35 protein-coding genes are annotated in these 21682 nt (G+C 40.0%); 24 read left to right on the forward strand and 11 right to left on the reverse strand.

Going from position 1 to position 21682, the window contains the following annotated elements; genetic code table 11:
- From BKK52_RS00770 to BKK52_RS00795, 6 genes are all read right to left on the reverse strand, one after another.
- Positions 1 to 789, reverse strand: a complete 789-nt coding sequence (locus tag BKK52_RS00770; protein ID WP_077477493.1) for a PD-(D/E)XK nuclease-like domain-containing protein — start codon at positions 787 to 789, stop codon at positions 1 to 3.
- A gap of 12 nt (positions 790 to 801) precedes the next feature.
- Entirely contained in the window at positions 802 to 1095 is a 294-nt protein-coding gene (locus BKK52_RS00775) for a hypothetical protein (protein ID WP_077477494.1), read from the reverse strand.
- Positions 1092 to 1277 carry a hypothetical protein gene (locus BKK52_RS00780; RefSeq protein ID WP_077477495.1) on the reverse strand — a complete coding sequence of 62 codons (186 nt, stop codon included), beginning with the start codon at positions 1275 to 1277 and terminating at the stop codon, positions 1092 to 1094. The genes BKK52_RS00775 and BKK52_RS00780 overlap by 4 nt, the downstream gene beginning before the upstream one ends.
- Entirely contained in the window at positions 1277 to 1585 is a 309-nt protein-coding gene (locus BKK52_RS13720; protein ID WP_077477673.1) for a hypothetical protein, read from the reverse strand. Before BKK52_RS13720 ends, BKK52_RS00780 begins: the two co-directional genes overlap by 1 nt.
- 197 nt (positions 1586 to 1782) lie before the next feature.
- Positions 1783 to 2472 carry a BRO family protein gene (locus tag BKK52_RS00790; RefSeq protein ID WP_077477496.1) on the reverse strand — a complete coding sequence of 230 codons (690 nt, stop codon included), beginning with the start codon at positions 2470 to 2472 and terminating at the stop codon, positions 1783 to 1785.
- A 413-nt stretch (positions 2473 to 2885) separates the two neighbouring features.
- Positions 2886 to 3068: a hypothetical protein gene (locus BKK52_RS00795; protein WP_077477497.1), complete on the reverse strand. Its 183-nt coding sequence runs from the start codon at positions 3066 to 3068 to the stop codon at positions 2886 to 2888.
- A gap of 1 nt (position 3069) precedes the next feature.
- Between BKK52_RS00795 and BKK52_RS00800 the strand changes: the two genes are divergently transcribed.
- The gene (locus BKK52_RS00800) at positions 3070 to 3759 is read left to right on the forward strand and encodes a DUF4145 domain-containing protein (RefSeq protein WP_077477498.1); all 690 of its coding nucleotides are present in this window, start codon (positions 3070 to 3072) and stop codon (positions 3757 to 3759) included.
- A 184-nt stretch (positions 3760 to 3943) separates the two neighbouring features.
- Here BKK52_RS00800 and BKK52_RS00805 read toward each other — a convergent pair whose 3' ends face one another.
- Entirely contained in the window at positions 3944 to 4243 is a 300-nt protein-coding gene (locus tag BKK52_RS00805; protein WP_077477499.1) for a hypothetical protein, read from the reverse strand.
- Positions 4244 to 4795: 552 nt separating this feature from the next.
- Here BKK52_RS00805 and BKK52_RS00810 point away from each other — a divergent pair.
- Positions 4796 to 5005 (forward strand): hypothetical protein, encoded by a 210-nt coding sequence (locus tag BKK52_RS00810; RefSeq protein WP_077477500.1) that lies wholly within the window; start codon positions 4796 to 4798, stop codon positions 5003 to 5005.
- Between the two features lie 36 nt (positions 5006 to 5041).
- Here the strand turns inward: BKK52_RS00810 and BKK52_RS00815 are convergent, their stop codons facing one another.
- From BKK52_RS00815 to BKK52_RS00825, 3 genes are all read right to left on the reverse strand, one after another.
- A complete protein-coding gene (locus BKK52_RS00815) occupies positions 5042 to 5401 on the reverse strand; it encodes a hypothetical protein (RefSeq protein ID WP_077477501.1) in 360 nt (119 codons plus the stop codon).
- Positions 5401 to 6180 (reverse strand): tetratricopeptide repeat protein, encoded by a 780-nt coding sequence (locus BKK52_RS00820; protein ID WP_077477502.1) that lies wholly within the window; start codon positions 6178 to 6180, stop codon positions 5401 to 5403. The genes BKK52_RS00815 and BKK52_RS00820 overlap by 1 nt, the downstream gene beginning before the upstream one ends.
- A gap of 62 nt (positions 6181 to 6242) precedes the next feature.
- Entirely contained in the window at positions 6243 to 6986 is a 744-nt protein-coding gene (locus tag BKK52_RS00825) for a LexA family transcriptional regulator (protein ID WP_077477503.1), read from the reverse strand.
- 118 nt (positions 6987 to 7104) lie between these two features.
- Here BKK52_RS00825 and BKK52_RS00830 point away from each other — a divergent pair, with 118 nt between their 5' ends.
- Together BKK52_RS00830 and BKK52_RS00835 are read left to right on the forward strand one after the other, a co-directional pair.
- Positions 7105 to 7338, forward strand: a complete 234-nt coding sequence (locus BKK52_RS00830) for a helix-turn-helix domain-containing protein (RefSeq protein ID WP_077477504.1) — start codon at positions 7105 to 7107, stop codon at positions 7336 to 7338.
- Positions 7339 to 7358: 20 nt separating this feature from the next.
- Positions 7359 to 7655: a hypothetical protein gene (locus BKK52_RS00835; protein ID WP_077477505.1), complete on the forward strand. Its 297-nt coding sequence runs from the start codon at positions 7359 to 7361 to the stop codon at positions 7653 to 7655.
- A 2-nt stretch (positions 7656 to 7657) separates the two neighbouring features.
- Here the strand turns inward: BKK52_RS00835 and BKK52_RS00840 are convergent, their stop codons facing one another.
- Entirely contained in the window at positions 7658 to 8116 is a 459-nt protein-coding gene (locus BKK52_RS00840) for a hypothetical protein (RefSeq protein ID WP_244160200.1), read from the reverse strand.
- Positions 8117 to 8373: 257 nt separating this feature from the next.
- Between BKK52_RS00840 and BKK52_RS13805 the strand changes: the two genes are divergently transcribed.
- The 20 genes from BKK52_RS13805 (at position 8374) to BKK52_RS00940 (ending at position 21682) form a co-directional block, all read left to right on the forward strand.
- Positions 8374 to 9528, forward strand: a complete 1155-nt coding sequence (locus BKK52_RS13805) for a replication protein (protein WP_244160201.1) — start codon at positions 8374 to 8376, stop codon at positions 9526 to 9528.
- On the forward strand, positions 9528 to 10991 hold the full coding sequence (locus tag BKK52_RS00850) for a replicative DNA helicase (protein WP_077477508.1): 1464 nt from the start codon (positions 9528 to 9530) through the stop codon (positions 10989 to 10991). The genes BKK52_RS13805 and BKK52_RS00850 overlap by 1 nt, the downstream gene beginning before the upstream one ends.
- Positions 10992 to 10993: 2 nt before the next feature.
- A complete protein-coding gene (locus BKK52_RS00855; protein ID WP_077477509.1) occupies positions 10994 to 11491 on the forward strand; it encodes a phage N-6-adenine-methyltransferase in 498 nt (165 codons plus the stop codon).
- Entirely contained in the window at positions 11481 to 11909 is a 429-nt protein-coding gene (locus tag BKK52_RS00860; RefSeq protein ID WP_244160202.1) for a recombination protein NinB, read from the forward strand. Before BKK52_RS00855 ends, BKK52_RS00860 begins: the two co-directional genes overlap by 11 nt.
- Positions 11906 to 12463, forward strand: coding sequence for a recombination protein NinG (locus BKK52_RS00865; RefSeq protein ID WP_077477510.1), 558 nt, complete (start codon positions 11906 to 11908; stop codon positions 12461 to 12463). Before BKK52_RS00860 ends, BKK52_RS00865 begins: the two co-directional genes overlap by 4 nt.
- A complete protein-coding gene (locus BKK52_RS00870; protein WP_077477511.1) occupies positions 12456 to 12962 on the forward strand; it encodes an antiterminator Q family protein in 507 nt (168 codons plus the stop codon). The genes BKK52_RS00865 and BKK52_RS00870 overlap by 8 nt, the downstream gene beginning before the upstream one ends.
- A 189-nt stretch (positions 12963 to 13151) precedes the next feature.
- The gene (locus BKK52_RS00875) at positions 13152 to 13397 is read left to right on the forward strand and encodes a hypothetical protein (RefSeq protein WP_077477512.1); all 246 of its coding nucleotides are present in this window, start codon (positions 13152 to 13154) and stop codon (positions 13395 to 13397) included.
- The gene (locus BKK52_RS00880) at positions 13390 to 13932 is read left to right on the forward strand and encodes a lysozyme (RefSeq protein ID WP_077477513.1); all 543 of its coding nucleotides are present in this window, start codon (positions 13390 to 13392) and stop codon (positions 13930 to 13932) included. Before BKK52_RS00875 ends, BKK52_RS00880 begins: the two co-directional genes overlap by 8 nt.
- A gap of 112 nt (positions 13933 to 14044) precedes the next feature.
- Complete coding sequence (locus BKK52_RS00885) at positions 14045 to 14404, forward strand: DUF2570 family protein (protein ID WP_143531369.1); 360 nt, start codon at positions 14045 to 14047, stop codon at positions 14402 to 14404.
- Positions 14307 to 14591: an Rz1-like lysis system protein LysC gene (gene lysC / locus BKK52_RS14195; protein ID WP_425272075.1), complete on the forward strand. Its 285-nt coding sequence runs from the start codon at positions 14307 to 14309 to the stop codon at positions 14589 to 14591. The genes BKK52_RS00885 and lysC overlap by 98 nt, the downstream gene beginning before the upstream one ends.
- A 121-nt stretch (positions 14592 to 14712) precedes the next feature.
- Positions 14713 to 15036, forward strand: a complete 324-nt coding sequence (locus BKK52_RS00895; RefSeq protein ID WP_077477515.1) for an HNH endonuclease — start codon at positions 14713 to 14715, stop codon at positions 15034 to 15036.
- A 98-nt stretch (positions 15037 to 15134) separates the two neighbouring features.
- Positions 15135 to 15599 (forward strand): hypothetical protein, encoded by a 465-nt coding sequence (locus BKK52_RS00900; RefSeq protein WP_077477516.1) that lies wholly within the window; start codon positions 15135 to 15137, stop codon positions 15597 to 15599.
- Positions 15599 to 17110, forward strand: coding sequence for a terminase large subunit (locus tag BKK52_RS00905; RefSeq protein ID WP_077477517.1), 1512 nt, complete (start codon positions 15599 to 15601; stop codon positions 17108 to 17110). Before BKK52_RS00900 ends, BKK52_RS00905 begins: the two co-directional genes overlap by 1 nt.
- Entirely contained in the window at positions 17107 to 18351 is a 1245-nt protein-coding gene (locus tag BKK52_RS00910) for a phage portal protein (protein ID WP_077477518.1), read from the forward strand. The genes BKK52_RS00905 and BKK52_RS00910 overlap by 4 nt, the downstream gene beginning before the upstream one ends.
- Positions 18335 to 18988: an HK97 family phage prohead protease gene (locus BKK52_RS00915; RefSeq protein WP_077477519.1), complete on the forward strand. Its 654-nt coding sequence runs from the start codon at positions 18335 to 18337 to the stop codon at positions 18986 to 18988. Before BKK52_RS00910 ends, BKK52_RS00915 begins: the two co-directional genes overlap by 17 nt.
- Before the next feature lie 2 nt (positions 18989 to 18990).
- A complete protein-coding gene (locus BKK52_RS00920; protein ID WP_077477520.1) occupies positions 18991 to 20184 on the forward strand; it encodes a phage major capsid protein in 1194 nt (397 codons plus the stop codon).
- A 43-nt stretch (positions 20185 to 20227) separates the two neighbouring features.
- Entirely contained in the window at positions 20228 to 20542 is a 315-nt protein-coding gene (locus BKK52_RS00925; RefSeq protein ID WP_077477521.1) for a head-tail connector protein, read from the forward strand.
- The gene (locus BKK52_RS00930) at positions 20543 to 20866 is read left to right on the forward strand and encodes a phage head closure protein (protein WP_077477522.1); all 324 of its coding nucleotides are present in this window, start codon (positions 20543 to 20545) and stop codon (positions 20864 to 20866) included.
- Complete coding sequence (locus BKK52_RS00935; RefSeq protein WP_077477523.1) at positions 20859 to 21341, forward strand: HK97-gp10 family putative phage morphogenesis protein; 483 nt, start codon at positions 20859 to 20861, stop codon at positions 21339 to 21341. The genes BKK52_RS00930 and BKK52_RS00935 overlap by 8 nt, the downstream gene beginning before the upstream one ends.
- On the forward strand, positions 21338 to 21682 hold the full coding sequence (locus BKK52_RS00940) for a DUF3168 domain-containing protein (protein WP_077477524.1): 345 nt from the start codon (positions 21338 to 21340) through the stop codon (positions 21680 to 21682). Before BKK52_RS00935 ends, BKK52_RS00940 begins: the two co-directional genes overlap by 4 nt.

A 21682-nucleotide genomic window follows, 5' to 3' on the forward strand; every position in this document is an offset into this window, starting at 1 on the left:
CTAAGATTGGTAAGCCCAGTGAGGTAGGCTTAGGGTTTCAATTTGTGGACTAAAGGCGTGCCATTGATTGGTTTCTAACGCATTCTTATAAGTTTCGAGATTGGCTTTAAAGCGGTTTTCCCCCTCTATTTTTGCCATATCATCAAGGGTATAAACACCAACGGCATAGGGTGGTTCTTTTTCAATAGCGATAAACACAAAACCTTTCGGCAGCTCACCAAAAGCGTGAAAATAACCATTTGAGTAATAAGCATCCTGAACGTGATAACGAAAATTAGCGATAGATTTAGCAAATCCGGTCGGACTTGCATCAGTTGTCGTTTTTAAATCAACAATAATACCGCTATTGTTTAAGAAATCTGGACGACAGCGGCATTCAACGCCGATACTATCACGCCAAAAAATAGAGATTTCAGGTCTCCCTTGCGCTAATAGTTTGTCAGCCATTGGGTGATTAAGTAGGCTTTCTTTCATTTTCTCAATATGCTGATAGTCAGTGTAAGAAAGTGCGGTCAAATTTTCGCTTTCTACTTTCTCTTTGAATGCTTTTCCTTCTTTTGTTCTCAAGTTTAGCTCTTCCGGCATCACACAATAAAGCTGTGTGAATTTATCAGGCAGCAAAACTAAATCGTGAAAAGCTGATCCAAATATCATTGCCGGTGTGCTTTTTTTCTCACGATAGAAATAATGAGCCGGACTTTTATCTATTAAATCTAGACCTGATTTACTGATTGCTGAATGATCGTGATACTCAGCATTTGACATATTTTCAAGAACTGTGGCTGTCATTTTTCACCTCACTTAATCAGGGTCATAATCATTCATTCGTTTTTCGAGCCGTTGTTTTGCTACATAAGCAATGGCTCGATCTCGTTGTTCAATTAGCTTGTCAAATGCACCGGAACCGTAGGCTAAATCGTGCAATTCAAGCTCTTCACTATTATCAAGATGGTATTGATTAATCGCATAGATAACGTCGGCATCTTCATCCTCCGCATCGGCTTTAACGGCTTCTATTTCCTCTTCAAGGGCAATTTCATAGCCGGCGAGGTCGTCTAGGTGCTTTTGATGAGCTGCAGCGAGAAAAGGGTTCATTTTGATTGCTCCTCTTTTTTTCGTATGAAGGCTTTGCGTAAATTAACCTCTGTTTCACAAAGCTCTTGGCTGCAATGGTTTTGGCTTTTCCAACCTGTTTTCTTTGTGCGTGCAGAGTCTTTATATTCAATGGCGATGTAACCAAGTCCTTGCGGGTGAGATTGAATATCGTAGTAACGCATTAATGTTTCCCCCTCAAAGTGCGGTCAATTTCCACTTGTTTTTGTGCGGTGTAGTGGAGTAGCTCCTGTTCCGCTTGTGGGGTTAAATTAGGCGGTAGGCAAAGCCCATTTTCATACACACCGCCTTTTAGCTCGCAACGGGTTTCATTACTGATTTTCTCGCTGACTTCGTTGTTGTGCCAATCAGTAGGGTGAGCGTAAGCAGGACGGCATTGCCATAAGCCAAAAATGGCAATTAAGACAAGCGTGAGTGCAATCAAAAAGGTTTTGCCAAGAAAGGCTAAAAATTCAAGAGTGGATTTGTGCATCGTGTTTTCCTTTTGCGGTGGTTCGTTAATCAATACGGTTTTTGCTCTTATAGCAGTTTGGTTTCGTTGTTGCCGTTTACGGCGTTTTTGTCGTTTGTTCATGTTGTTTCCTTTTTAATCCATTTACTGAATTTAGGGTGCAAGAAACCGCCACACGATTTTCAACAGGGAAAAGTGCGGTCGGTTTTAATTAAGTTTTAGAATAAGTGGACTAATCCGCCACTTCGGATGATGGCGTTCGGGTGTCGCACATTGTAGATAATACGGTTCCAGCCGTTGCCGTGTGTAATATCTTGATTAAATTCGGTTGTTATCCGCTGCAACGTTGGCAACATCTCTTGTGGAAGATTGGCGTAGCGTTCGTTTAATTGGCGAATGGCTCGGGCATAATCACCACCAAAGCCCCCGAATTGTTTTTGCAATTTGTCAGTAAGCTCAATGTAGTTACGCAATGCGTACCACGCCCAGCAGAAATCTTGCATTTCCTTTTCGGTGAGTTCACGCTGATACATTTTTGGTGGCTCGGGTAGGGCGAGTTGTTTGGGTTCTAACTGGTATTTCCCAGTCTTGCGGATTTGCGGTAGCACTTCTTCAAATACCCACGCTTCAAAAGGTTCGGCTTCGGGTTTTCTGCTTTTAATAATCAAGCGGTATAAATTGGGTTCGTTGATGAAGATCATTTCTTGATCTCCGCTTTGGGTAGGGGTATATCGTTTCGATATACCCCCTTGTTTGCAATGTTTTTGAACGGTTAAAGGTGCGTTTTGGTAACCTAAAATATCGCAAACATCAGTCGCACAAAACCAAGGTTCTTGATTTGAGTCTGTGATTACACGAACTGAATTTGAATTAAAATTGAATGCTGAGAATTGAACTTGATTTGACATAGTCGTAATCCTTAGAGTCTATTTGTTAAAACAAGCCATTTTCGACAATGGCGTCGGGAGGTTCGAAAACCCACTCTAAGGTAAGGGCTGGACGTATTTCCTTGCGGTATTGTATTAGTCGCCCTCCCGACATAGTCAGGATTACGGATACAAAAAAAATCGCCTTGTGGCGATTAGTGAACTATCCGCCTTAGAGTATTAGGTTTCGACACCTTGGGGCTGATAGTAGTATAAAGTTTTGGGGTTGTCAATATCGGGGATCAACTTACCACTCAACAGCCCCGATGAAAGACGCGGTTAGCTCTTTCTATTTGCTGTTTACAGTATGGGCTTATTTCCTTTACGGTATTGTATTACACCTATCTCTCCCCGATGAAAAAATCTTAATCCGAAAGGGCGGTGGGTGTCAAATATCATTTCATTTTAAGCCGCAATAATTTATGACTTGTTACGGCGTGTCCTATCAATGCGAGAACAAATTTTTCCTGATCTTCTTTGCTGTTTTCCATTGCTTGATATGTATCAAAAAGTAATGACATTGCGTGTTCATCGTTGATAAAATCGTCAATAAGTTTTGTGTGTTTTTGGAATTCCATTATGATTACCTTTGGTTATGATTGTCCCTATTGTGCAAAGAGAGATGTGGCATTTACTGTTAAACATATTACAAGCCACATTAAGGAAAAAGCACGCTATCAAGGCGTGAGTTTTCATACAGTTTTCGCTACCTGTAATCATTGTTTGAACGGCATTTCTGCGTTGCATTATGTTGCCGATAGCGATGTTTATGTGAATGGTGCGCCGCTTGCTAATGGGTTAATTAGCGCAGTAACGGATACGGTTCCTCATTTCTTTGATGAAATCTTTGGTAGGGAATTGGATTGGTTTCCTAAAGCACCAAAACCCGATATTCCACAATATTTGCCTGTTAATGTTGAGCGGAAATTCGCAGCAGGAGAAAAAATTTATTTTCAAACTAAGCATGATGAAAGTTTGGTTGAATTTGCCGGCACTGCGTATCGGTCAGCGTTAGAACTTGCTTTAAAACACCTTGATGATAATACTGATAAGAACTTAAATTGGCGTATCAATCACCTTGTAAAAACTCAAGTGTTGGTTAAATCAATGGGGGATTTTGCGCATTCTATTCGTTCATTAGGTAACGACGCAACACATAATGAGATTTCCTTAGTGGAACTTGAGCAGTTACGCTTGTTTACTCAGTTGTTTTTGCAATATACCTTTACGCTTCCTGCAATGATACCCGCTGTAGAGAAGCAAGGTTAAAGGTGGTTGCCTTTCTTTATGCTTGCAAGGCTCAAGAAGAAATACGAATTGAAGTCGGGTCGTCATCCCAAGTCAGACAGTCATCATTGACTATGCTCGCTGTGACTAACTCATTGAGCTAACTTTCACATCCTGCGAAAGTCCATAGCGATTGATTCTTTATTTTGTGGCTCAATCGTAAGCCCTAAATTCTCACCAACTCCCGGCAACCCATTTGTCGGCGTTCTTTGGCTCGGACGGTGTTTGTTGTTGCTTTGCCTTTTACGCAGTGGTAGTTGGCAATATCAACGGGTTTCTTTTCTCTGCCGGCAAGGCTGATTGCACTATCAACCTTGCTTGGTTTTACGACCGCCTTTTCCCAAAGTGCGGTCATTTTTCGGGACTTTTCAAACATTCTTTCGAGCCGTCCTGCTTTTCCGTCATTACGGATTTCAGGGTTGTTGCTGTATTTTTTTGCGTTACGTCTAACGATGATTGCTGCCATTTCTGACCCCTTTTCTCTCTTTTCCATTGTTTACCACACTTAATGTGATAATCCACTTAATCCGTCAAATTGCATTACGTTGTAATGGTCGAATCAGTTTCAGCCAAATTAAAAGAAAATGCGGTAAACAATGAAAAACATTGTGCTTGTTACCTCAGCCACTCACGCCTAGCTTGCGTACCCGTTAGGGTTAAAGAGTGTTATTCAATCTGTTAAAGAACAATCCCTTTCGGGTTCCCACCGTCTCTGCTAACTCTCAGCCGTTTGGCTTGCTAGGTGGGTGTTTTGTTTTGATGTGGGTATAATAGCTTAACTAATATTTAATGTAAATAGTTTAACTAATAAATTTTAATATTTTTACTATTTGAAACTAATAAATAATTGATTTTACTAATATAAAGAGTTTAAAAAGTTTGTTTGATTGCTTGGTTTTTAACCAAAAAAGTAAGACGTAACGACAAATTTTCGTAAAAAGGGCAATATTTTTCCCTCTTGGGGTAATTTTTTTCCGGTAAAAAGGTGTAGAATCGATCAAACCCGACTGGAGGTAGTATGGAAAAGCAAAAACTTAATACAAAAGAAGAATTTGATATTGCCGTCAAGATGTTCATCAACCGCTTTTTGGCTGAAAATCCTATTTATGATATGTTAAAGCTCAGTGAAGAGCAGATGATGATTTTAGTTGAAAACTTGATTATGCCCGAATTTAAGAAAAAGTATGACTATGAGATGAAAGTGATGGGGCGATGGAGTAGGGGATAAAGAAAACCGCCACGGGGCGGTTGGCTTAATAAAAATTTACTTGTCTAATAAATACCAACATTTTTCTGCAAATGAAATTTGGTATTGAACATCCTTGCTATTTATATTAAGTGATAACGAATAATCGGCATCTACTCTTTTTTTCTTCATTTTTTTAGCATAAGTTACAATTTGCTTTTCTGTTGGTAAATTATTGACATTAATTCGTTCTATCATACTTTCATGCGTCCCCATATTTCCTGAACGAGTTTTGGGGAGTGATTTTGTATCACAAACTTCTTGGATTCTGTGCAGAACAGCATAATACAATGTCTTAATGCATTCTCTTTGTTCTACTTCACAAGTAGAGGTGGCAAGTTGTTTGGCTCGTGTATAAATATCATCAGCACTAATCATTATCTTGCCTCATACATCATTACGAAATTATTAAAATGGACATTATTTCTCGTTTCGAAATCAATAAGATAATCAGAAAGTTGTTCATCAAATTTAAGAGCGGTGCTGACATCTGATTTTTCGTCAATAAATGAATAAACGATAGTTTTATCATCCTCGTTATAAAAGTGTTCTATATACAAACTTTTTGGGTGATTCGGTGAGAGATCTGAGTGAACACCATCAATCAGCTTTGATAGCAGAGGCAAATTAATATTAAGGTCTCGATAGGCTTTTAATAGAGATTTTTTATCCTTAATCCAGACCGCATAATGATCACGCTGTTTTGACGGTAACTTTTCTATCATACCCATCACTTTTTCACACTCACTAATTTTAATTAAATTGTCTAATAATAGATAAGTTGCATGCAACATCACAATATCTCTTATTTCATACCCTAACATTTCGCACACTTGATCACGGGCAGCTACGGGGCGATGCGTGTAGTATAAATCAATAGCGTAATTAAATCTAATTCGGACATCACTTGAATTAAATCTCAATGCCGTGCGGTAGTTAAAATCCATATTGTCTATATCACCAAGTAAAGCATAAAGAGTACCAAGTAGTGAGAATGCCTGTGCTTTATCTTTAGTTTTAGTGAGTGGCTTTAGTTCATCAATAAAAGAAATCGTTTTTACCTTATCCACATAATTGGTATTTAAAGTATCATTACGAAACTTTACGATTTCCGATGAAATGACGTTAAACTTAGTTAATATTGCTGCATTAGCCATTTTCTTTCCCTTAGTTACCCCACAAAATTCAACTTCTGGCTTTGGTGTGCTTTCATTTGTGTTTATAAGTCAAACATTTCCATTGGCATTTTTTTAATCAGTTGTCCAATAAAATGAATTTGTTCAACTTGATCTTTCTCTAAAATTTCCGTTTCGTAGGTAGGGTTATCTGAAATGACTTTTAAGCGATAGCCGCTCAAGTATTGCAAACGTTTAATTCTCGCTTTCCCTTCAAAGACAAATGCGTAAATTCCATCGTTTTTAAACTCTTGTATTGAAGTGTCAATAAACACAATATCGCCGTGTTTTAAGCTCATTTCTTCATTGTTTGGGTCATACATACTATTCCCATCAATGATTGCCATTGAAAGATTGTTCGCTGTTTTACGTTGGAAAATTTCCATAAATTTATCCGGCGAAAACTCAATAGATCTGACGGTATCTGGATAGTCGAGATTAATATAGCCATCTCCGGCAGCAAGTCTGTTATCAAGTAATGTTAATTTTATCGAGTCTCCAGTAGATTGAGAACTTTCATTGATTTTTGAGACGATAGTCGTAAATTCAGTAGATATGTCGGGATCTATCTCGGTAGGCTCTACTTTTAAAAGAGTGGCAAATTTTAGAATAGTTTCTTTGCTAATCGCTTGTGAACTATTGGGGTTCATGTAATGGCTCACAGCACCTTGTGTCAAAAATCCTAAAGCTTCGGCAATCTTATTTTGCGTCAAACCTAGCTCTTTCTTCTTAGATTCGTAAATCATTTTTAGTCTTGTTTTGATCTCAAAAGTCTTGTTCTCAGTCATCCTGCTTCTCCTATGGCTTATTTTAAATTATATGAGTTGTACTAATAAAACTCAAAATAGTAAAAATATTGATAAATAAAAATAGTTTTGCTAATATAAATATTATTTTGGAGGATTTATGCAATTAAACCAGTATTTGGTGCAAAACAATCTTACTCAGTGCGAGTTTGCCAAATTGGTAAATAAAACTCAGGGATTCATTAGTCATTACCTTACCGGACGATACAAATTAAGTGCTATCACGACATTAAATTGGGCTGCTGTAACTGAATATGCTGTTACACCCCACGAATTAAGCCCGCATTTGTATCCAAATCCAAATGATGGCTTACCTAATCACCTTAGAACCTAATTTACCCAAAGGTATTCGCAATGGCACGCAATAAGTTATTGGGATCGGCAAGAGAACTTTCCGATCCTGTTATGGAGAAATACTACCGTCAGAAACAAATTGAGGTGGCAGGACGAATGGATTGCGATCCGTCCACATTAAGTAGATTTGTGGCGAACAATGAGATGGTGAAAACCTTGAATTTTTTGACCGCACTTGATTTCGGGCTATTTGATAAAGAAACGCATATTGCGGTTGAGAAAAGTGAATTTGAAATGTTACTTCTCGCATCGCAAGGCTTTGATAAGCGACTACGCGAGAAGTATCTGGATAAATAAATTTAATCTTTTTTGGAAAGTTTATCTATTACGACAGGAAGCAAAGTAAGGCTCCAGAAGAAGAAAGATAATTTTAGTGAAAAGTAAGCCCACATTGGTTCAGTGAGTAAAAAACGAAAACCAAAGTCAATGAGTTCTTCTTTGCTAAATGATCCAAAAGTAGCGAATACAGTAATACACATAATGGCAGAAATATAAGCAGAATTATCAAAATCTCGCTGAAATTTTCGAGTGCCCACTTTGTGAATAAAAAGTAGAAACAAAGGTATGCCATTTATCAATACACCTGTTAGCCAATAAGGTATTTCAGATAGTGAGAAAAATCGAGGAAGGGCTAAAAAAGTGAAAAAGCATAAAGCGACAAACAACTCTCTCAAATTAAAAAAGGACATAAGCAATGATAAGTAAAGTGAAAAAACACTTAAGTATTCTCGCACAAATCTTGCGAGAAGATCAGGCATTTCGTCAGATTTTTATTATTGCCATTGTTTTTATGATGGTTTGGTTTATTTGGCAATAAAAAACCACGGCGTCAACCGTGGTTAGCATAAGGAGATTACTGTGTGTAGGAGTAAACCCCAATCAGAGCGTAATTATACCCATCATTCTCCTTTTTGGCAAACATTGGAATATCGAAAACGATTAAAGCAGTTAATTGAGCAAGGGTTTTCAATTGATGAACTTGATAAACAATCCAAAAGGCTTTTTAAGGAGTTGAATGATGAGTAACGTTGTGAGAATTGAAGAGCTACGTTTACAACAAGTAGAAAAAGAAAAAACAGAACGGCAAGGTGCGAAGAAAGTGAGTGTTGATGATGGGTTCACGGCAATTCCGAATGAGCTTTTAAAAGCTATCTTACGCTCAAAAGTGTTGGGGTGGAAAGGTTCTTACTTATTAGCCACTATTCTTAAAACACTTTCTTGGCACAAAGAAAGCGATTGGTTTACGCATTCACAAGTTTGCGAAATGATGAATATTGAACCGACAAAATATCATATCAATCAACTTTCGGCAGCAAGAAAAGAATTGATTAAAGAACGGGTTTTATTTGAGTCCGGCAAGAAAACCGGTGTAAATCTAGATGTTTTTAAGTGGGAAATGATTAATCCCGAAAAAGTAGGGAGTTCCCGAAATAATAGGGATTTAGTTCCCGAAAAAGTAGGGAGTTCCCGAAATAATAGGGATTTAGTTCCCGAAAAAGTAGGGAATGGGTATCCCGAAAAAGTAGGGAACACAAAAGAAACTATTACAAAAGAAAAAATAAATACCCCCCATACCCCCCAAGGGGAAAATGGTGAATCGGCTGGAAAAAATATTTTTGATGTAGCGCAATCATCCCTTAGTGAAAAAAATTCGTATGTCGAACAAGCCGAAAATGCTTTGGCGTATTACAACGAAATTTCAAAATCCCACTGTCAGGATAATTCCCCGTTTTTAAAAATCCTTGAACCGCAGAAATCCCGTAAGGGTTGGACGCTTGATGAAATTAAATTGGTTATTCGGTGGGTATTTGCCACTTGGCGAACACACAGTACACCAAAACCACAAAATATTTGCCGTGTAACACGTTTTGATGGGTATTTATCTGATGCGGTGAATTGGGTTGAAACGCAAGGCGATTTGAATTTTGAAGATGTCATTGAGGCGTTTAATCGCATTTTTAAACACCGATATGAACCGGTGGAATTAAATATTATCACGAAGCGAAACATTCTGAATTTACTTCCACACTTGAAAAATAAATCCATTGATGGATTCGAGAATTATTTCAATTTCTACAACGAAACAGTAAGCGAATATTACGATAAGTTCGGATTTAGTTTTGTGATGAAGCCGGAAACCTTACAAAAAGTTCGTGAAGGAGCGTTGTAATGACTACCGAAACTTTAAAAATCATTCCGCACGATACTATGGCAGAACAAATGGTTTTAGGTGCGTTAATGCTTAACGGCGTGAATGCGAGAACGGAAACGGTTCTTACCATGCTTAAACCGGAAAGTTTTTACACCTCAGCCCATCAGCGTATTTTTGGGGAAATTAAATCTTTGGCTCAAGCCAATAAACCCATTGATTTGCTGACAGTTGAACATGCACTGAAAGCGAAAGGGATGAGTGAGGAAGTGGGTGGGTTTGTCTACCTTGCGGAACTCTCCAATAACACGGCAAGTGCGGGCAATGTGAAAGCCTATGCGGAGATTGTTCGCTCGGAAGCGGTAAAGCGTTTTACCTTGGCGAAATTGCAAGATTGCGAGGCGTTAATTTTTGAACAAAACGGTGCGCCTGTTGAAGAGCGTTTGGATGCAATTAGCCGTTTAATGTCGGAGATTGCTGATTATTCTCGTGTTGGGAAGTCTGTCGGATTACGCAGAGCTCGTGATGTGGGGTTAGATTGGTTTTCAGATTATCAAGCTCGATTGAATAATCCTGAGGGCGTGAGAGGTTTAAGTACGGGGATTGCAGAGCTTGATTCTCTGCTTGGTTCTAAAGGGTTGGTTAAACAATCTCTTGTAGCTGTTGGTGCTCGCCCTAAATGCGGTAAAACAGCATTTTATTCGTTGATGGCGGAAAACTGTATTTTGAATGAAAAGAAACCAGTTTTGCTATTTAGCCTTGAAATGTCCGGTAAAGCTATTTTTGAACGCATGATTAGTAAACGAGCGAATGTGAATAGCAATGCGTTTTATGAATCACAACAAAATCACGATGCATTTGAGCATAAATACCATATGCACCCTGAAACCTTTAATCATCGTGTAACAGACGCTGTATCTGACTTAGTGGATGGGGATTTGCTTTACATTGATGACACCCCCGGCGTATCAATGGCACATATTCGCAATGAGTGCAGACGTATTAAGCGTGAATGTGGAAGTATTGGGTTAATCGGTGTGGATTATCTCACATTGATGAAAACAGAAAAGGCGGAGCGTAATGATTTAGCTTACGGACAGATTACGAAAGAGTTGAAACAACTTGCCCGAGAAATGGATTGTATCGTGTTGTTACTGACTCAGCTAAATCGAGGTTTAGAAAGCCGAGCAGATAAACGACCTTTACCAAGTGACAGCCGTGATACAGGACAAATTGAGCAAGAATGTGATTATTGGTTCGGTTTATATAAAGAATCCGTTTACAACGAAAGTGCAGATCCTAATTTAACTGAAATTTTAGTGCGACTCAATCGCCATGGTGGAACAGGGAAGGTTTATGTCGATCAGAAATTTGGCGCAATGTTTGAATGTGATCAACTAGATGCTGAACGTAGAGCGCAAATAGGACGAAAAGAAACAAAACAAGAATCAAGAAAATACGCTAAAGGTAACGGAGAATTTTAAAGATGACCGAATTTAACAAAGACCACTATCGCACAGCAAGATATGTGTTCAATTGGCTTAATTTACGATTCCGTTTCAACGTGGACGGTTGCGCCAATAGTCGCAATGCATTGTGTTCATATTTTGTTACTGAGGCAATGGATTTTCTTGAGTTTAATTGCTACACGGTAAACAGCCGAATTTTCGTCAATCCCCCTTATAGCGACCCAATGCCTTTTGTAAAACGTGCAGCCGAATTAATGGCCCAAGGGCATTTAGTGGTGATGTTATTACCGGCAGACAAAAGCACCAAGTGGTACAAAGTGATTCAAGAAAACGCCACAGAAGTGATCGACATCATCGGCGGGCGGATTAATTTCCTACACCCGGTCACGGGCCAAGAAGTTAAAGGCAACAACAAAGGTTCTATGATGGCGGTGTTCGATCCGTTTATGCAGGGTTTTGTTACCCGTCAAGTGGAGTTGGGTTTTGTGAAAAAGGTCGGTGGGTATGGAGCATAATTATCCTCCAATGTATTTAGTCAATGAATCGGTAAGAAATAGAGTGATTGAGACTATCCGCCAGTTACCGATTAACGACTCAGATCCGCTTGTAGTGGAAATTAAAGTTAAAACCCGTTCAATGGAACAAAACGATAAGTTTCATGCCATGTTGGGTGATATATCAAAACAGGCGTTATGGCAGGGTGATAAGTACGATTTATACGGCTGGAAAAACCTTTTAGTGAGCGGGCATACGATAGCGACTAAACTTCCTTATAAATTGGTTGTTGGTATTGAGGGGGAGTTGGTTAATGTACGAGAGCAAACATCTAAAATGAGTGTTAAGCGTATGGCAAGCCTTATCGAATATACGACCGCTTGGGGCGTGCAAAACGGTGTGAAATTTAACGACAGATGGGGATTTTGGGGAAGATGAGAACTAAATCACTCAAACCAAAGAAGTGTAAATCCTGTGGCAAATCGTTTACCCCGTTTAACTCACTACAAAAGGCTTGTTCACCTAAATGTGCTATTGAGTTAGTCAGAAATAACGCACAGAAAGCACGACATAAAGCCGAAAAACAAAAACTAAAGGAACGTAAGGCGAAATTAAAAAGCCGTTCAGAATGGCTGAAAGAGGCGCAATCGGTATTTAATAAATTCATTCGTTTGAGGGATAAAGACGAACCCTGTATCAGTTGCGGTCGCTATCATCAAGGGCAATGGCACGCCGGGCATTACCGCAGTGTCGGTGCCGCACCTGAATTAAGATTTTGTGAGTTGAATGTTCATAAGCAATGCCAACCTTGTAATAACCACAAAAGCGGCAATGCTATTGAATATCGGATTAATCTCGTGAAAAAAATCGGTGTGGATAAAGTCGAGTGGCTGGAACGCCAAGACCACGATCCGAAAAAATACACGATTGAAGATTGCAAAGAAATTATCAAGTATTACAAAGAAAAGACTAAAGGGATGACTGATGCGTAAATTTAGCGATTTAACTTTAACGAGTGAACAAGAACGATTTGTTGATGAATGGATGTATAAATGGGGAGCTTGGGTACGTTCCGGTAGGCTTGATAAGGCTCAAGTGAATATTATCGCTAGATTAATGCAATCTGTAATTCCAGCCGAACCAAGTGAACCGATTTGTAATGATGATGAAGGGTTTATGATTAGTCAGGTCGTGGAACAGTTCTTTGTAAAAAATGACCGCACTTTGCATTTTATTTTATTTGCTTACTACGTAAATAAACGTACTGTAAATTTTATTTCCAATAAGCTACGTGAAAATTGTGGAGAAATTCAAATGCAGCCCTGCGCAGGTAAACCAACTATTCGAGTGCCTAGTGTACTTACTATGCGCAGAAAAATTGAAAAAGAATTGATGTTTGCAAAATCAATAATTCACGAATTGCTTGTAACTGGCTTTGTAGTGCTGCGAACTGGTCGAGAAAATGCAAAAAATATCAAAATTACTTATTGACTACCTTGATAACTTGATATACTATTCCAGTATATGGTGGTCGTTGTGTAACTGATTTTCACCGAATGAATTTTAGTAGCCCTGATTGGTTTCCAGTCGGGGCTTTTTTATTCCAAACTTACAAGATAATTTACAAGCTCAGTCTTAATGGACTGGGCTTTTTTATTGCCTCAATAAAGGAGGCGGAGTATGAAAATGTTTAAAGACCCGGGAAACCAAAGTTATTTCTGGTCTAGCTTTTCCGGTTTACTTGCTTGGTTAAGCGACCAGCAAAATCTAATGTTGATCAGTCTTGCCATCGGTATTGTGACGGCATTAGTTAATCTTTATTCAAAATGTTCTGAAGGTCGAGCAAGAGAGCGAGCGGAGGAACGAGAAGAAGAAATCCACGCACTTAAAGTGCAGCAACTCAAGCGAGGATTAAGAGATGAGTAGATTAAAAATTGCCGGTACTGTTAGTGGTGTGGTGGTATGTAGTGTCGCTGCCATTATTGGTATCGTGCAGACGGATCACTCCGATTTACGCATTAGTGAAAAGGGAATGGAAATTATCGGTAATGCGGAAGGTTGCCGCCGTGATCCGTATCAATGCCCGGCAGATGTTTTGACCGTTGGGATTGGTTCAACAGAAGTAAGCGGTGGAGCCATCAATCCTAATAAACGTTACACGGACAAAGAGATTGCAGACCGCTGGGCGAATGACTTGCGAATTGCCGAGCGTTGTGTGAATCAATATGCCAAGGGGAGAATCTTGCCACAAGGTGCCTTTGATGCGATGACTTCCATTGTCTTTAATGTGGGCTGTGGTGCGATGCGAAAATCAACGATGTTCCGCAAAGCCAATGCCAGTGACTATGTCGGAGCTTGTAATGAGTTTCCGAAATGGGTTTATGCTGGTGGTAAAAGATTGCATGGGTTGGAAGTTAGACGAGAGAAAGAGCGGCAGCTATGCCTAACGGAGTTGAAATGAGATATTTACCAAGTACCTGTTTATTTATTGCGGCAGGTTTCCTTGCTTTTCACGGCATTAGCGGTTGGGGTTGGTTTCTCTTTTTAGGACTACTCACATTCTAGGAGTCGAAATGTTAAACATCTTTACAGGCGCTATAACGAAATTATTTGTGTTGATTGCATTCATTGCACTTACGGCAATATTTGGATTAAGTGGTTGGGCTTGGCATCAATCGAATGTAATTGATGAATTAAAAGCCGAGAACCAAACGCAAGCCCAAACTATTACACAACAAAGTGCGGTCATTTCTCAACTTAAATCGACAGCGGAAGAAAACCAAAGGCTCACGCTTGAATTAAGTAAAGCAGAGTCAGAGGCAAGGAGTAAATCAGATGAAGTCATTAGAACTATCCCAAAACAAATTAAAGAGAGCGAGGCTTATAATAGCAACGCTCCTCGCAGTGTTATCGACTTCTTGCGCCAAGAATGAGCCAATCACAACGGCTTGCCCTACGCTCCCTGCGGCTTTTATCTCTCATTTGGACAGAACGCCATTTAACGGCCACACCTACGGTGATGTCACGCAGTATGCCGTCATTCTCAAACGTGAGCGTGATATGTGTCTAAATAGGATAGATAAAATCAGAGAGTGGCAAACAGAAGATTTAAATAAGTAGGTATCAGTATGATTGGTGGTGATAACTGCGGTTGATATTAGCTTTTGATTGTACGTGATACATCAAAGTTATTAGGGACACTAAGGTGGGCAATGCTCACCTTTTTTATTTTAGGTGATATATGAGTCGTGAATCTTGGCATTATCTTTATGGGCGTAAGGCTTGGAAGCAATTACGCTTAGATCATTTAGCTAAAGAACCGCTGTGTGTGTTTTGCAAGAAAGAAGGGAAACTGACACCGGCAACGGTGGTAGATCATATAACACCTCACAAAGGCAACTTAGATTTGTTCTTTGATGCTGATAATCTGCAATCACTTTGTAAGCTACATCATGACAGTGCAAAGCAAAAAGCAGAAATAAAACAAATTAATGATATTGGTTGTGATGAAAACGGATTACCGATTGATCCTGAACATCCTTTTAATAGGGGGAGGGGCGGGTAAAAAGTTCAGGGGAAAAGTCTCAAATACCGCACTGGGAACTCCGTTTTATCGCTATTACAGTTTTTATAGCCTTTTTTTATGGTTTATGAGGTAGTTTTATGGGCGTACGCAAAATAAGAAGCGACAGCACAGAAAAGAAAGTTTTAGCCTCCAAAGCCGCACAAACTAAGCTGGAGCCTCCGCAAAAGCTCACAAAGGCAGAAATGCGGTACTGGGAAAGCATTACTACAAGTCGGGCTTTGGATAGCTGGACTCCTATTGATTTGGAGCGGGCGGCAAAACTCGCAAAATTATATGTAGAACTTGATGATTACGAAAATGAATTAGCGACTTCTGCCCGCCGTTGGGTAAAAACTGACTCTGGCACAATGAAAATGCATCCGTTGCATTATGTCATTGAGGATTTGTATAAACGTGAAACCCAAATGTGCCGTAGTTTACAAATTCATAGTAGGGCAACAAATGGTGAAAGTCGTGATCAGGTTAAAACAAATCAACTCTATCAAGACGCACGAAATGCCATCAATGACGATGACGGTCTAATAGCGAGGGTAATTAACTGATGACAACGGCTGAAAAAGTCATTGCATTCATCGAACGTTATTGCTTTGTACCGGAAGGGGCGCTTGTCGGTCAGCCAATCAAACTCGAAGAATTTCAAAAGAACTATATTTTTGATGTTTACGATAATCAACATGGTACAAGCCATGGCATTTTATCTATTGGGCGTAAGAATGGTAAAACAGCGTTGATCGCTTGTCTTTTATTAGCTCATTTAGTTGGGCCTGTCGCTATTCAAAACAGCCAAATTGTAAGCGGTGCTTTAAGCCGGGAACAAGCCGCATTAGTATTCAACCTAGCAGTAAAAATGATTCAGTTAAATCCGAAGTTGAATCAGATAATTTCTATTAAACCAAGTGGAAAACGCCTGATTGGTTTGCCGATGAATGTTGAATATAAGGCGTTAGCCGCTGATGGTAAAACAGCGCAAGGTTTATCACCCGTCTTAGCCATTCTTGATGAAGTAGGGCAAGTACAAGGTCCACAGTCTGCATTTGTTGATGCAATTACAACCGCACAAGGTGCACACAAGAATCCGCTTTTACTCACAATCAGTACTCAGGCGGCAAATGATGGCGATTTACTATCAATTTGGATTGACGATGCAAAAAACAGTAACGATCCTCATACAGTTTGCCACGTTTACAGTGCAGATAAAGATTTAAAAATTACTGATCCGCAAGCGTGGAAACAAGCTAATCCGGCTCTAGGCGTATTTCGTAGTGAAGACGACATCCGCAAACTTGCTGATAAGGCAAATCGTATGCCAAGTTTTGAAAATACATTCCGCAATCTGAATTTGAATCAGCGGGTAAGTACAGTTTCGACTTTCGTCAGTATTGATGTTTGGAAAGAGAGCGGGGAAGAACCGCAAAGCCCAAGTGGTTTAACGGCGTACGGTGGATTGGATTTATCCGCCCGTACCGACTTAACCGCACTTGTATTGAGTGCAAAAGATTATGATAGCAAAACAAATGTGTATGCATTCTTTTGGACACCTGAGATTGGGCTTGAAGAACGTTCTAAGCGAGACAGATCACCGTATGATGTGTGGGTTAAACAAGGGTTTATTCGTACAACACCGGGTGCAACTGTCGATTATGCCTATGTTGTGCGTGATATTGCTGAAATTCTCAGTGATTTTGATATTGCGGCTATCGCTTTTGACCGTTGGAGAATTGATCTTTTCAAAAAAGAAATGGAAGCACAAGGGATTAATCTACCTCTCGTGCCATTTGGTCAGGGATTTAAAGATATGTCGCCGGCAATTGATACATTAGAAAGTGATTTACTTAATGGTCAGCTACGTCATGGAATGCATCCGGTTTTGACGATGTGTGCGGCTAATGCGGTATTGACAAAAGACCCTGCCGGTAATCGTAAATTTGAAAAACATAAGGCTACGGGGCGTATTGATGGCATGGTGGCGTTGGCAATGGCACGCGGTATTTCGGAAATGGCAGAAGCGCCACAAGATATAGAGGCATTTTTACAGGATATAGTTATCGCATGAATACTTTAAATGATAAAGGCTGGTGGTCTCGTTTCTATGACCGCTTATTTAGCGGTGGTAAACGATTGGATAAAGGAGATACGGCAGAGCCTTTCATCTCTGAATCAAGCGGTTCAGGAAGTCAAGTGACCGCAGATAAAGCCTTAAAGCTCAGTGCGGTTTGGGCTTGCGTACGGCTACGTAGTCAAGCGATTTCATCGTTACCGCTACACTTAAAAGATAGTCATCGGAAAATTGCAGGTGGACATCCACTCTACAAAATCATACACGATGCCCCTAATGCAGATATGTGTGCAAGTGAGTTTTGGGAAGCGATTATCTCTAACCTAGATTTATGGGGAAATGCATATTGCCGAATTAATCGTATTGGTGATCGGGTGGTATCGCTTGATTTGTTCGATCCTCAATATATGAGTGTTGGGCGTAGTGATAGTGGTGAAATTATTTATAAATACACCAAAAACAATGTAGATGGCGGAGAATACTCGGAAAAAGATGTTTTGCATTTTCGTGGTTTTACGCTTGATGGATTGATAGGGTTGTCACCTATTGGCTATCAAGCTCAAGTGATGGGATTGCAAATGGATGCCAATAATGCCGCCTCAAAAGCATTTAAGAATAACCTTAAAGCAGGTGGATTCTTAAAAACAGGTGAACGGGTTTTAAATGAAGAGCAACGTAAGCGTGTACGAGAGGGGCTGAGTGAGTTCGGTAAACCTGAGAATGCAGGTAAATGGATGGTGCTTGAGGCGGGAATGGAACCGGCAAATATGTCGGGTGCATGGATCAACCCACAAGATGCACAACTATTAGAAAGTCGTTATTTTGGTATTGAAGAGATTTGCCGTGCGTTTGGCGTACCGCCACAACTTATCTATAGCACGGATAAATCATCATCTTGGGCATCTAGTGCAGAACAAATTGATCTCAATTTTCTCACCTATTCCCTTACACCTGTTTTACGACGTATTGAACAAACTATCGCACGTAAGTTATTAAAACCTGAAGAGCGGTCAAAATTTTATCCCCGTTTTAGTGTTGAAGGATTATTGCGTGCTGATAGTGCGGGACGAGCAAGTTTTTATACCGCCATGTTGCAAAATGGTGTAATGACTCGAAATGAGGTGCGAGAACTTGAAAATTTACCACCGATTGCGGGCGCAGATCAGCTTACGGTGCAAATCAATCTCACGTCAATCGACAAAATCGGAAAGGAAAAAAGCGATGACAATCAAAGTTAAAGATCTTTATTTTAAAGCAGAAGCCGTCAAAGAAGACGGCTTTTTTTCTGGCTATTGCAACGTATTTGATATACCGGATGGTTACGATGAAGTTGTACGTAAGGGGGCGTTTGCCGATTCTCTCAAAGGTTGGAATGCTCAAAATAAAATGCCGCCGGTGTTGTGGAATCATGATCGCAGTCAGCCAATCGGTGTTTGGACTTTATTGAAAGAAGATGAACACGGTTTATATGGTGAAGGACGATTGCTCATTAATGATGTGGTACGGGCAAAAGAAATTCACGCTCTTTTACTTGCTGGGGCGATTGATGGACTGTCAATTGGTTATCGTCTAAATAAGTGGATGTATAACGAAAAAGACAAGGTTCTCGAATTACTTGAAATAGACTTAAAGGAAATTTCAATCGTTACATTTCCGGCTAATGAAGAAAGTCGGGTTGAAGTAGTGAAATCCGCTTTAGCGAAAGGAAGTTTGCCGACTTTATCGGAATTTGAAAAAGCCCTGAGAGATTTAGGGTTCTCAAAAGCGCAAGCGACAATCGTTGCCGGTCATGGCTTGCGAAAACTGCTTCAGGGTGAGCCTGAAGATCAATTAGGCAATGCACTAACAATCTTAAAATCTATCAATGAGGACTAATTATGTCACAAGAAAATATTGAAAAACTCGCCACCGAGTTAAAAAAAGCGACAGATCAAGTGAAAGGCTTGGGTGAAGAGCTAAAAGGCAAAATGGAAAACAATGAGAAAGGCTTAGACGGTTTGAAAGAACAAGTTGATGAAGCCTTAACGCTCATGAATGATGCCAAAAACCGTTTAGATGATTTGGAACAGAAGGCTACCCGCCGTGGTAATGGTGCTGAAATTGCAGAGAAATCTTGGGTGGAACAACTTTCTGAATCGGAGAGTTTCCAAAAATTCGTTCAAGATCCTCGCAAAGGTAATTCTGCTCACTTATCTATTAAAGCGACGATCACGAGTGCAACGACCGATGCTGCCGGTTCAGCCGGTGTACTCATTCCTGAACATAAATTACCGGGTATTTTAACGCCGCCAACGCAAAAATTAACCTTGCGTGATTTATTAGCGAAAGGGACAACGCAAAGCAATTCAATTACCTATATTCGTGAAACAGGCTTTACGAACAATGCCGCCTATCAAATCAATGAAGGGGATAAAAAAGCACAATCCGATATTAAATTTGACGAAGTGACACTCGGTGTGAAAACTATCGCACACTATATGAAAGCCTCTCGTCAAATTTTAGATGATGCTCAAATGTTACAGAGCTATATTAACGGACGGTTAATTTATGGCTTAAAACTATTTGAAGATCGCCAATTATTAAATGGGGATGGTTCAAGCGGTGCATTGCATGGTATTTTACCACAGGCGACAGCATTTGCTGATCCGGCAAAACTTGCCACCTATACTGTCATTGATCAACTTCGTTTGGTGCAATTACAGACTTTAATTGCAGAATATCCTGCAACAGGTTATGTATTAAACCCAATCGACTGGACAAAAATCGAATTGGAAAAAGATGGAATGGGGCGCAATATTATTGGTAATCCACAAGGTACGGCACAGCCTACTTTATGGGGATTGCCGGTGGTACAAACGCAAGCAATGGCAGCCGGTACTTTCTTAGCCGGTGCATTTAGCCTTGGCGCACAAGTTTTTGATCGTCAAGCATCTGCGATAGCGGTAGCGACTGAAAATGAAGACGACTTTGTTCGTAACTTGGTGACAATCCTTGCGGAAGAACGCTTAGCTTTAGCAGTATATCGTCCGGAAGCCTTTGTTAAAGGAACATTGGCAGCTAAAACGAAATAACCTTCAATAGCCCCTCAATAGGGGCTTTCTTTTGGGAAAAACTATGTTAATTACACTCGATTTAATCAAATTGCATTGTCGTATCGATCACGATGACGAAGATAAATTACTCGAACAGTACGAAAGCGCAGCACATGAATATGTTCAGCGTCAAATTGACCGCACTTTATATGCGGAAAAAGTACCGGAAGATGAATCAAACGGTTTAGTGATCAATGCGGCAATTAAGCAAGCAATGTTAATGACGATTGCTCATTGGTATGAACATCGGGAAAGTGTTGTGGTTGGCGTAGTCTCAAAAGAAATTGAAGAGGGTGTTTGGCGGCTCATTCAGCCTTATCGAATTATGGGGGTGTAAATGCAAATCGGCAAATTACGTCATCGTGTGACAATCCAAAAGCAGGTTAATTCTCAAACTGATTATGGGGCAGTCGTCACCAAATGGCGCAATATTGCAACCGTGTGGGCGGAAGTGAAACCTCTTTCAGGTCGAGAATATTTCTCAGCCCAACAAGTGCAGTCGGAAGTCACTACTCAAATTTGGATTCGGTACCAAAAGGGCATTGAACCTACAATGAGGGTGGTTCATAACGATAAACACTACGAAATTTTAGCCGTGCTCAACCATAATGGGCTTGGTACATCGCTCCAACTCATGTGTAAGGAGCTGTTTAATGGCTAATTTAACGGTGAAAATTAATGGGCTGAATGAACTACAAAAAGCGATGAATGCGCTTGGGCGGAAAGCATCTAACCGTATAGCGGTAAAAGCGATGAGAAAAGGCGGCGCAATTATACGTGATAAAGCACGGGCAAATGCACCAGTCTTAAAAGAAACTGTACCGCACAGAAAAGCAGGTACATTAAAAAAAGCCATTCATTCTCGAACTAAAGTGGGGAGAAATGGCAAAACCAACACTTATGTTTGGGTAAAAGGGCTTTCAACCAAGCAAATTCTAAAATTTAAAGATAAAACGGGCAAGGGGGGCGCTTACAATCCACGAGATCCGTTTTATTGGCGATTTATTGAGTTTGGTACCAGTAAAATGCCGGCACGTCCATTTCTACGTCCCGCTTTTGAGCAATCGAAAGCGAAAGCGGCAGAAGAAATCATTATAACATTACGTGATGAAATTATTCGAGAAGGTCATAAATGATCCAACAAACACTTTTTAGCGCCCTGAAACCTTTGGTTTCGGGGCGTTGTTTTTATGAGTTCGTTCCTGATACGAACAAAGAATATCCGGTCATCGTATATCAATTTCCGACTATTTCGCCTAATTCCGCCTTAGAAGATGGGGATTTAGATGATTTTACGGTGCAAATTGATATTTATAGCCGAAATCCTGATGACATTTTTGCACTTCGCAAGCCGATTTTTAATGCGCTTGAGACCGCATTTGAGTATGCGGAGCGTGAGAGTGATTTCAGTGATTACGAGACTGAAACCAAGTTACACAGACGGGTCATTACTTATCAAATTGCTTATGGAGAATAA

The organism is Rodentibacter trehalosifermentans (assembly GCF_002000545.1).
GTDB classification, from domain to species: Bacteria; Pseudomonadota; Gammaproteobacteria; order Enterobacterales; family Pasteurellaceae; genus Rodentibacter; species Rodentibacter trehalosifermentans.

Bases quoted from the DNA above. Each gene is read 5' to 3' on its own strand.
- BKK52_RS00820 (WP_077477502.1), bottom strand. From the start codon at position 6,180: ATGGCTAATGCAGCAATATTAACTAAGTTTAACGTCATTTCATCGGAA.
- BKK52_RS00835 (WP_077477505.1), top strand. From the start codon at position 7,359: ATGGCACGCAATAAGTTATTGGGATCGGCAAGAGAACTTTCCGATCCT.
- BKK52_RS00900 (WP_077477516.1), top strand. From the start codon at position 15,135: ATGGGCGTACGCAAAATAAGAAGCGACAGCACAGAAAAGAAAGTTTTA.
- BKK52_RS00805 (WP_077477499.1), bottom strand. From the start codon at position 4,243: ATGGCAGCAATCATCGTTAGACGTAACGCAAAAAAATACAGCAACAAC.
- BKK52_RS00880 (WP_077477513.1), top strand. From the start codon at position 13,390: ATGAGTAGATTAAAAATTGCCGGTACTGTTAGTGGTGTGGTGGTATGT.
- BKK52_RS00935 (WP_077477523.1), top strand. From the start codon at position 20,859: ATGGCTAATTTAACGGTGAAAATTAATGGGCTGAATGAACTACAAAAA.
- BKK52_RS00930 (WP_077477522.1), top strand. From the start codon at position 20,543: ATGCAAATCGGCAAATTACGTCATCGTGTGACAATCCAAAAGCAGGTT.
- BKK52_RS00870 (WP_077477511.1), top strand. From the start codon at position 12,456: ATGCGTAAATTTAGCGATTTAACTTTAACGAGTGAACAAGAACGATTT.
- BKK52_RS00885 (WP_143531369.1), top strand. From the start codon at position 14,045: ATGTTAAACATCTTTACAGGCGCTATAACGAAATTATTTGTGTTGATT.
- BKK52_RS00940 (WP_077477524.1), top strand. From the start codon at position 21,338: ATGATCCAACAAACACTTTTTAGCGCCCTGAAACCTTTGGTTTCGGGG.
- BKK52_RS00850 (WP_077477508.1), top strand. From the start codon at position 9,528: ATGACTACCGAAACTTTAAAAATCATTCCGCACGATACTATGGCAGAA.
- BKK52_RS00840 (WP_244160200.1), bottom strand. From the start codon at position 8,116: ATGCCTGATCTTCTCGCAAGATTTGTGCGAGAATACTTAAGTGTTTTT.
- BKK52_RS00875 (WP_077477512.1), top strand. From the start codon at position 13,152: ATGAAAATGTTTAAAGACCCGGGAAACCAAAGTTATTTCTGGTCTAGC.
- BKK52_RS13805 (WP_244160201.1), top strand. From the start codon at position 8,374: ATGATGAGTAACGTTGTGAGAATTGAAGAGCTACGTTTACAACAAGTA.
- BKK52_RS00860 (WP_244160202.1), top strand. From the start codon at position 11,481: ATGGAGCATAATTATCCTCCAATGTATTTAGTCAATGAATCGGTAAGA.
- BKK52_RS00925 (WP_077477521.1), top strand. From the start codon at position 20,228: ATGTTAATTACACTCGATTTAATCAAATTGCATTGTCGTATCGATCAC.
- BKK52_RS00800 (WP_077477498.1), top strand. From the start codon at position 3,070: ATGATTACCTTTGGTTATGATTGTCCCTATTGTGCAAAGAGAGATGTG.
- BKK52_RS00790 (WP_077477496.1), bottom strand. From the start codon at position 2,472: ATGTCAAATCAAGTTCAATTCTCAGCATTCAATTTTAATTCAAATTCA.
- BKK52_RS00910 (WP_077477518.1), top strand. From the start codon at position 17,107: ATGAATACTTTAAATGATAAAGGCTGGTGGTCTCGTTTCTATGACCGC.
- BKK52_RS00905 (WP_077477517.1), top strand. From the start codon at position 15,599: ATGACAACGGCTGAAAAAGTCATTGCATTCATCGAACGTTATTGCTTT.
- lysC (WP_425272075.1), top strand. From the start codon at position 14,307: ATGAAGTCATTAGAACTATCCCAAAACAAATTAAAGAGAGCGAGGCTT.
- BKK52_RS00915 (WP_077477519.1), top strand. From the start codon at position 18,335: ATGACAATCAAAGTTAAAGATCTTTATTTTAAAGCAGAAGCCGTCAAA.
- BKK52_RS00770 (WP_077477493.1), bottom strand. From the start codon at position 789: ATGACAGCCACAGTTCTTGAAAATATGTCAAATGCTGAGTATCACGAT.
- BKK52_RS13720 (WP_077477673.1), bottom strand. From the start codon at position 1,585: ATGCACAAATCCACTCTTGAATTTTTAGCCTTTCTTGGCAAAACCTTT.
- BKK52_RS00865 (WP_077477510.1), top strand. From the start codon at position 11,906: ATGAGAACTAAATCACTCAAACCAAAGAAGTGTAAATCCTGTGGCAAA.
- BKK52_RS00815 (WP_077477501.1), bottom strand. From the start codon at position 5,401: ATGATTAGTGCTGATGATATTTATACACGAGCCAAACAACTTGCCACC.
- BKK52_RS00895 (WP_077477515.1), top strand. From the start codon at position 14,713: ATGAGTCGTGAATCTTGGCATTATCTTTATGGGCGTAAGGCTTGGAAG.
- BKK52_RS00920 (WP_077477520.1), top strand. From the start codon at position 18,991: ATGTCACAAGAAAATATTGAAAAACTCGCCACCGAGTTAAAAAAAGCG.
- BKK52_RS00795 (WP_077477497.1), bottom strand. From the start codon at position 3,068: ATGGAATTCCAAAAACACACAAAACTTATTGACGATTTTATCAACGAT.
- BKK52_RS00780 (WP_077477495.1), bottom strand. From the start codon at position 1,277: ATGCGTTACTACGATATTCAATCTCACCCGCAAGGACTTGGTTACATC.
- BKK52_RS00810 (WP_077477500.1), top strand. From the start codon at position 4,796: ATGGAAAAGCAAAAACTTAATACAAAAGAAGAATTTGATATTGCCGTC.
- BKK52_RS00830 (WP_077477504.1), top strand. From the start codon at position 7,105: ATGCAATTAAACCAGTATTTGGTGCAAAACAATCTTACTCAGTGCGAG.
- BKK52_RS00775 (WP_077477494.1), bottom strand. From the start codon at position 1,095: ATGAACCCTTTTCTCGCTGCAGCTCATCAAAAGCACCTAGACGACCTC.
- BKK52_RS00855 (WP_077477509.1), top strand. From the start codon at position 10,994: ATGACCGAATTTAACAAAGACCACTATCGCACAGCAAGATATGTGTTC.
- BKK52_RS00825 (WP_077477503.1), bottom strand. From the start codon at position 6,986: ATGACTGAGAACAAGACTTTTGAGATCAAAACAAGACTAAAAATGATT.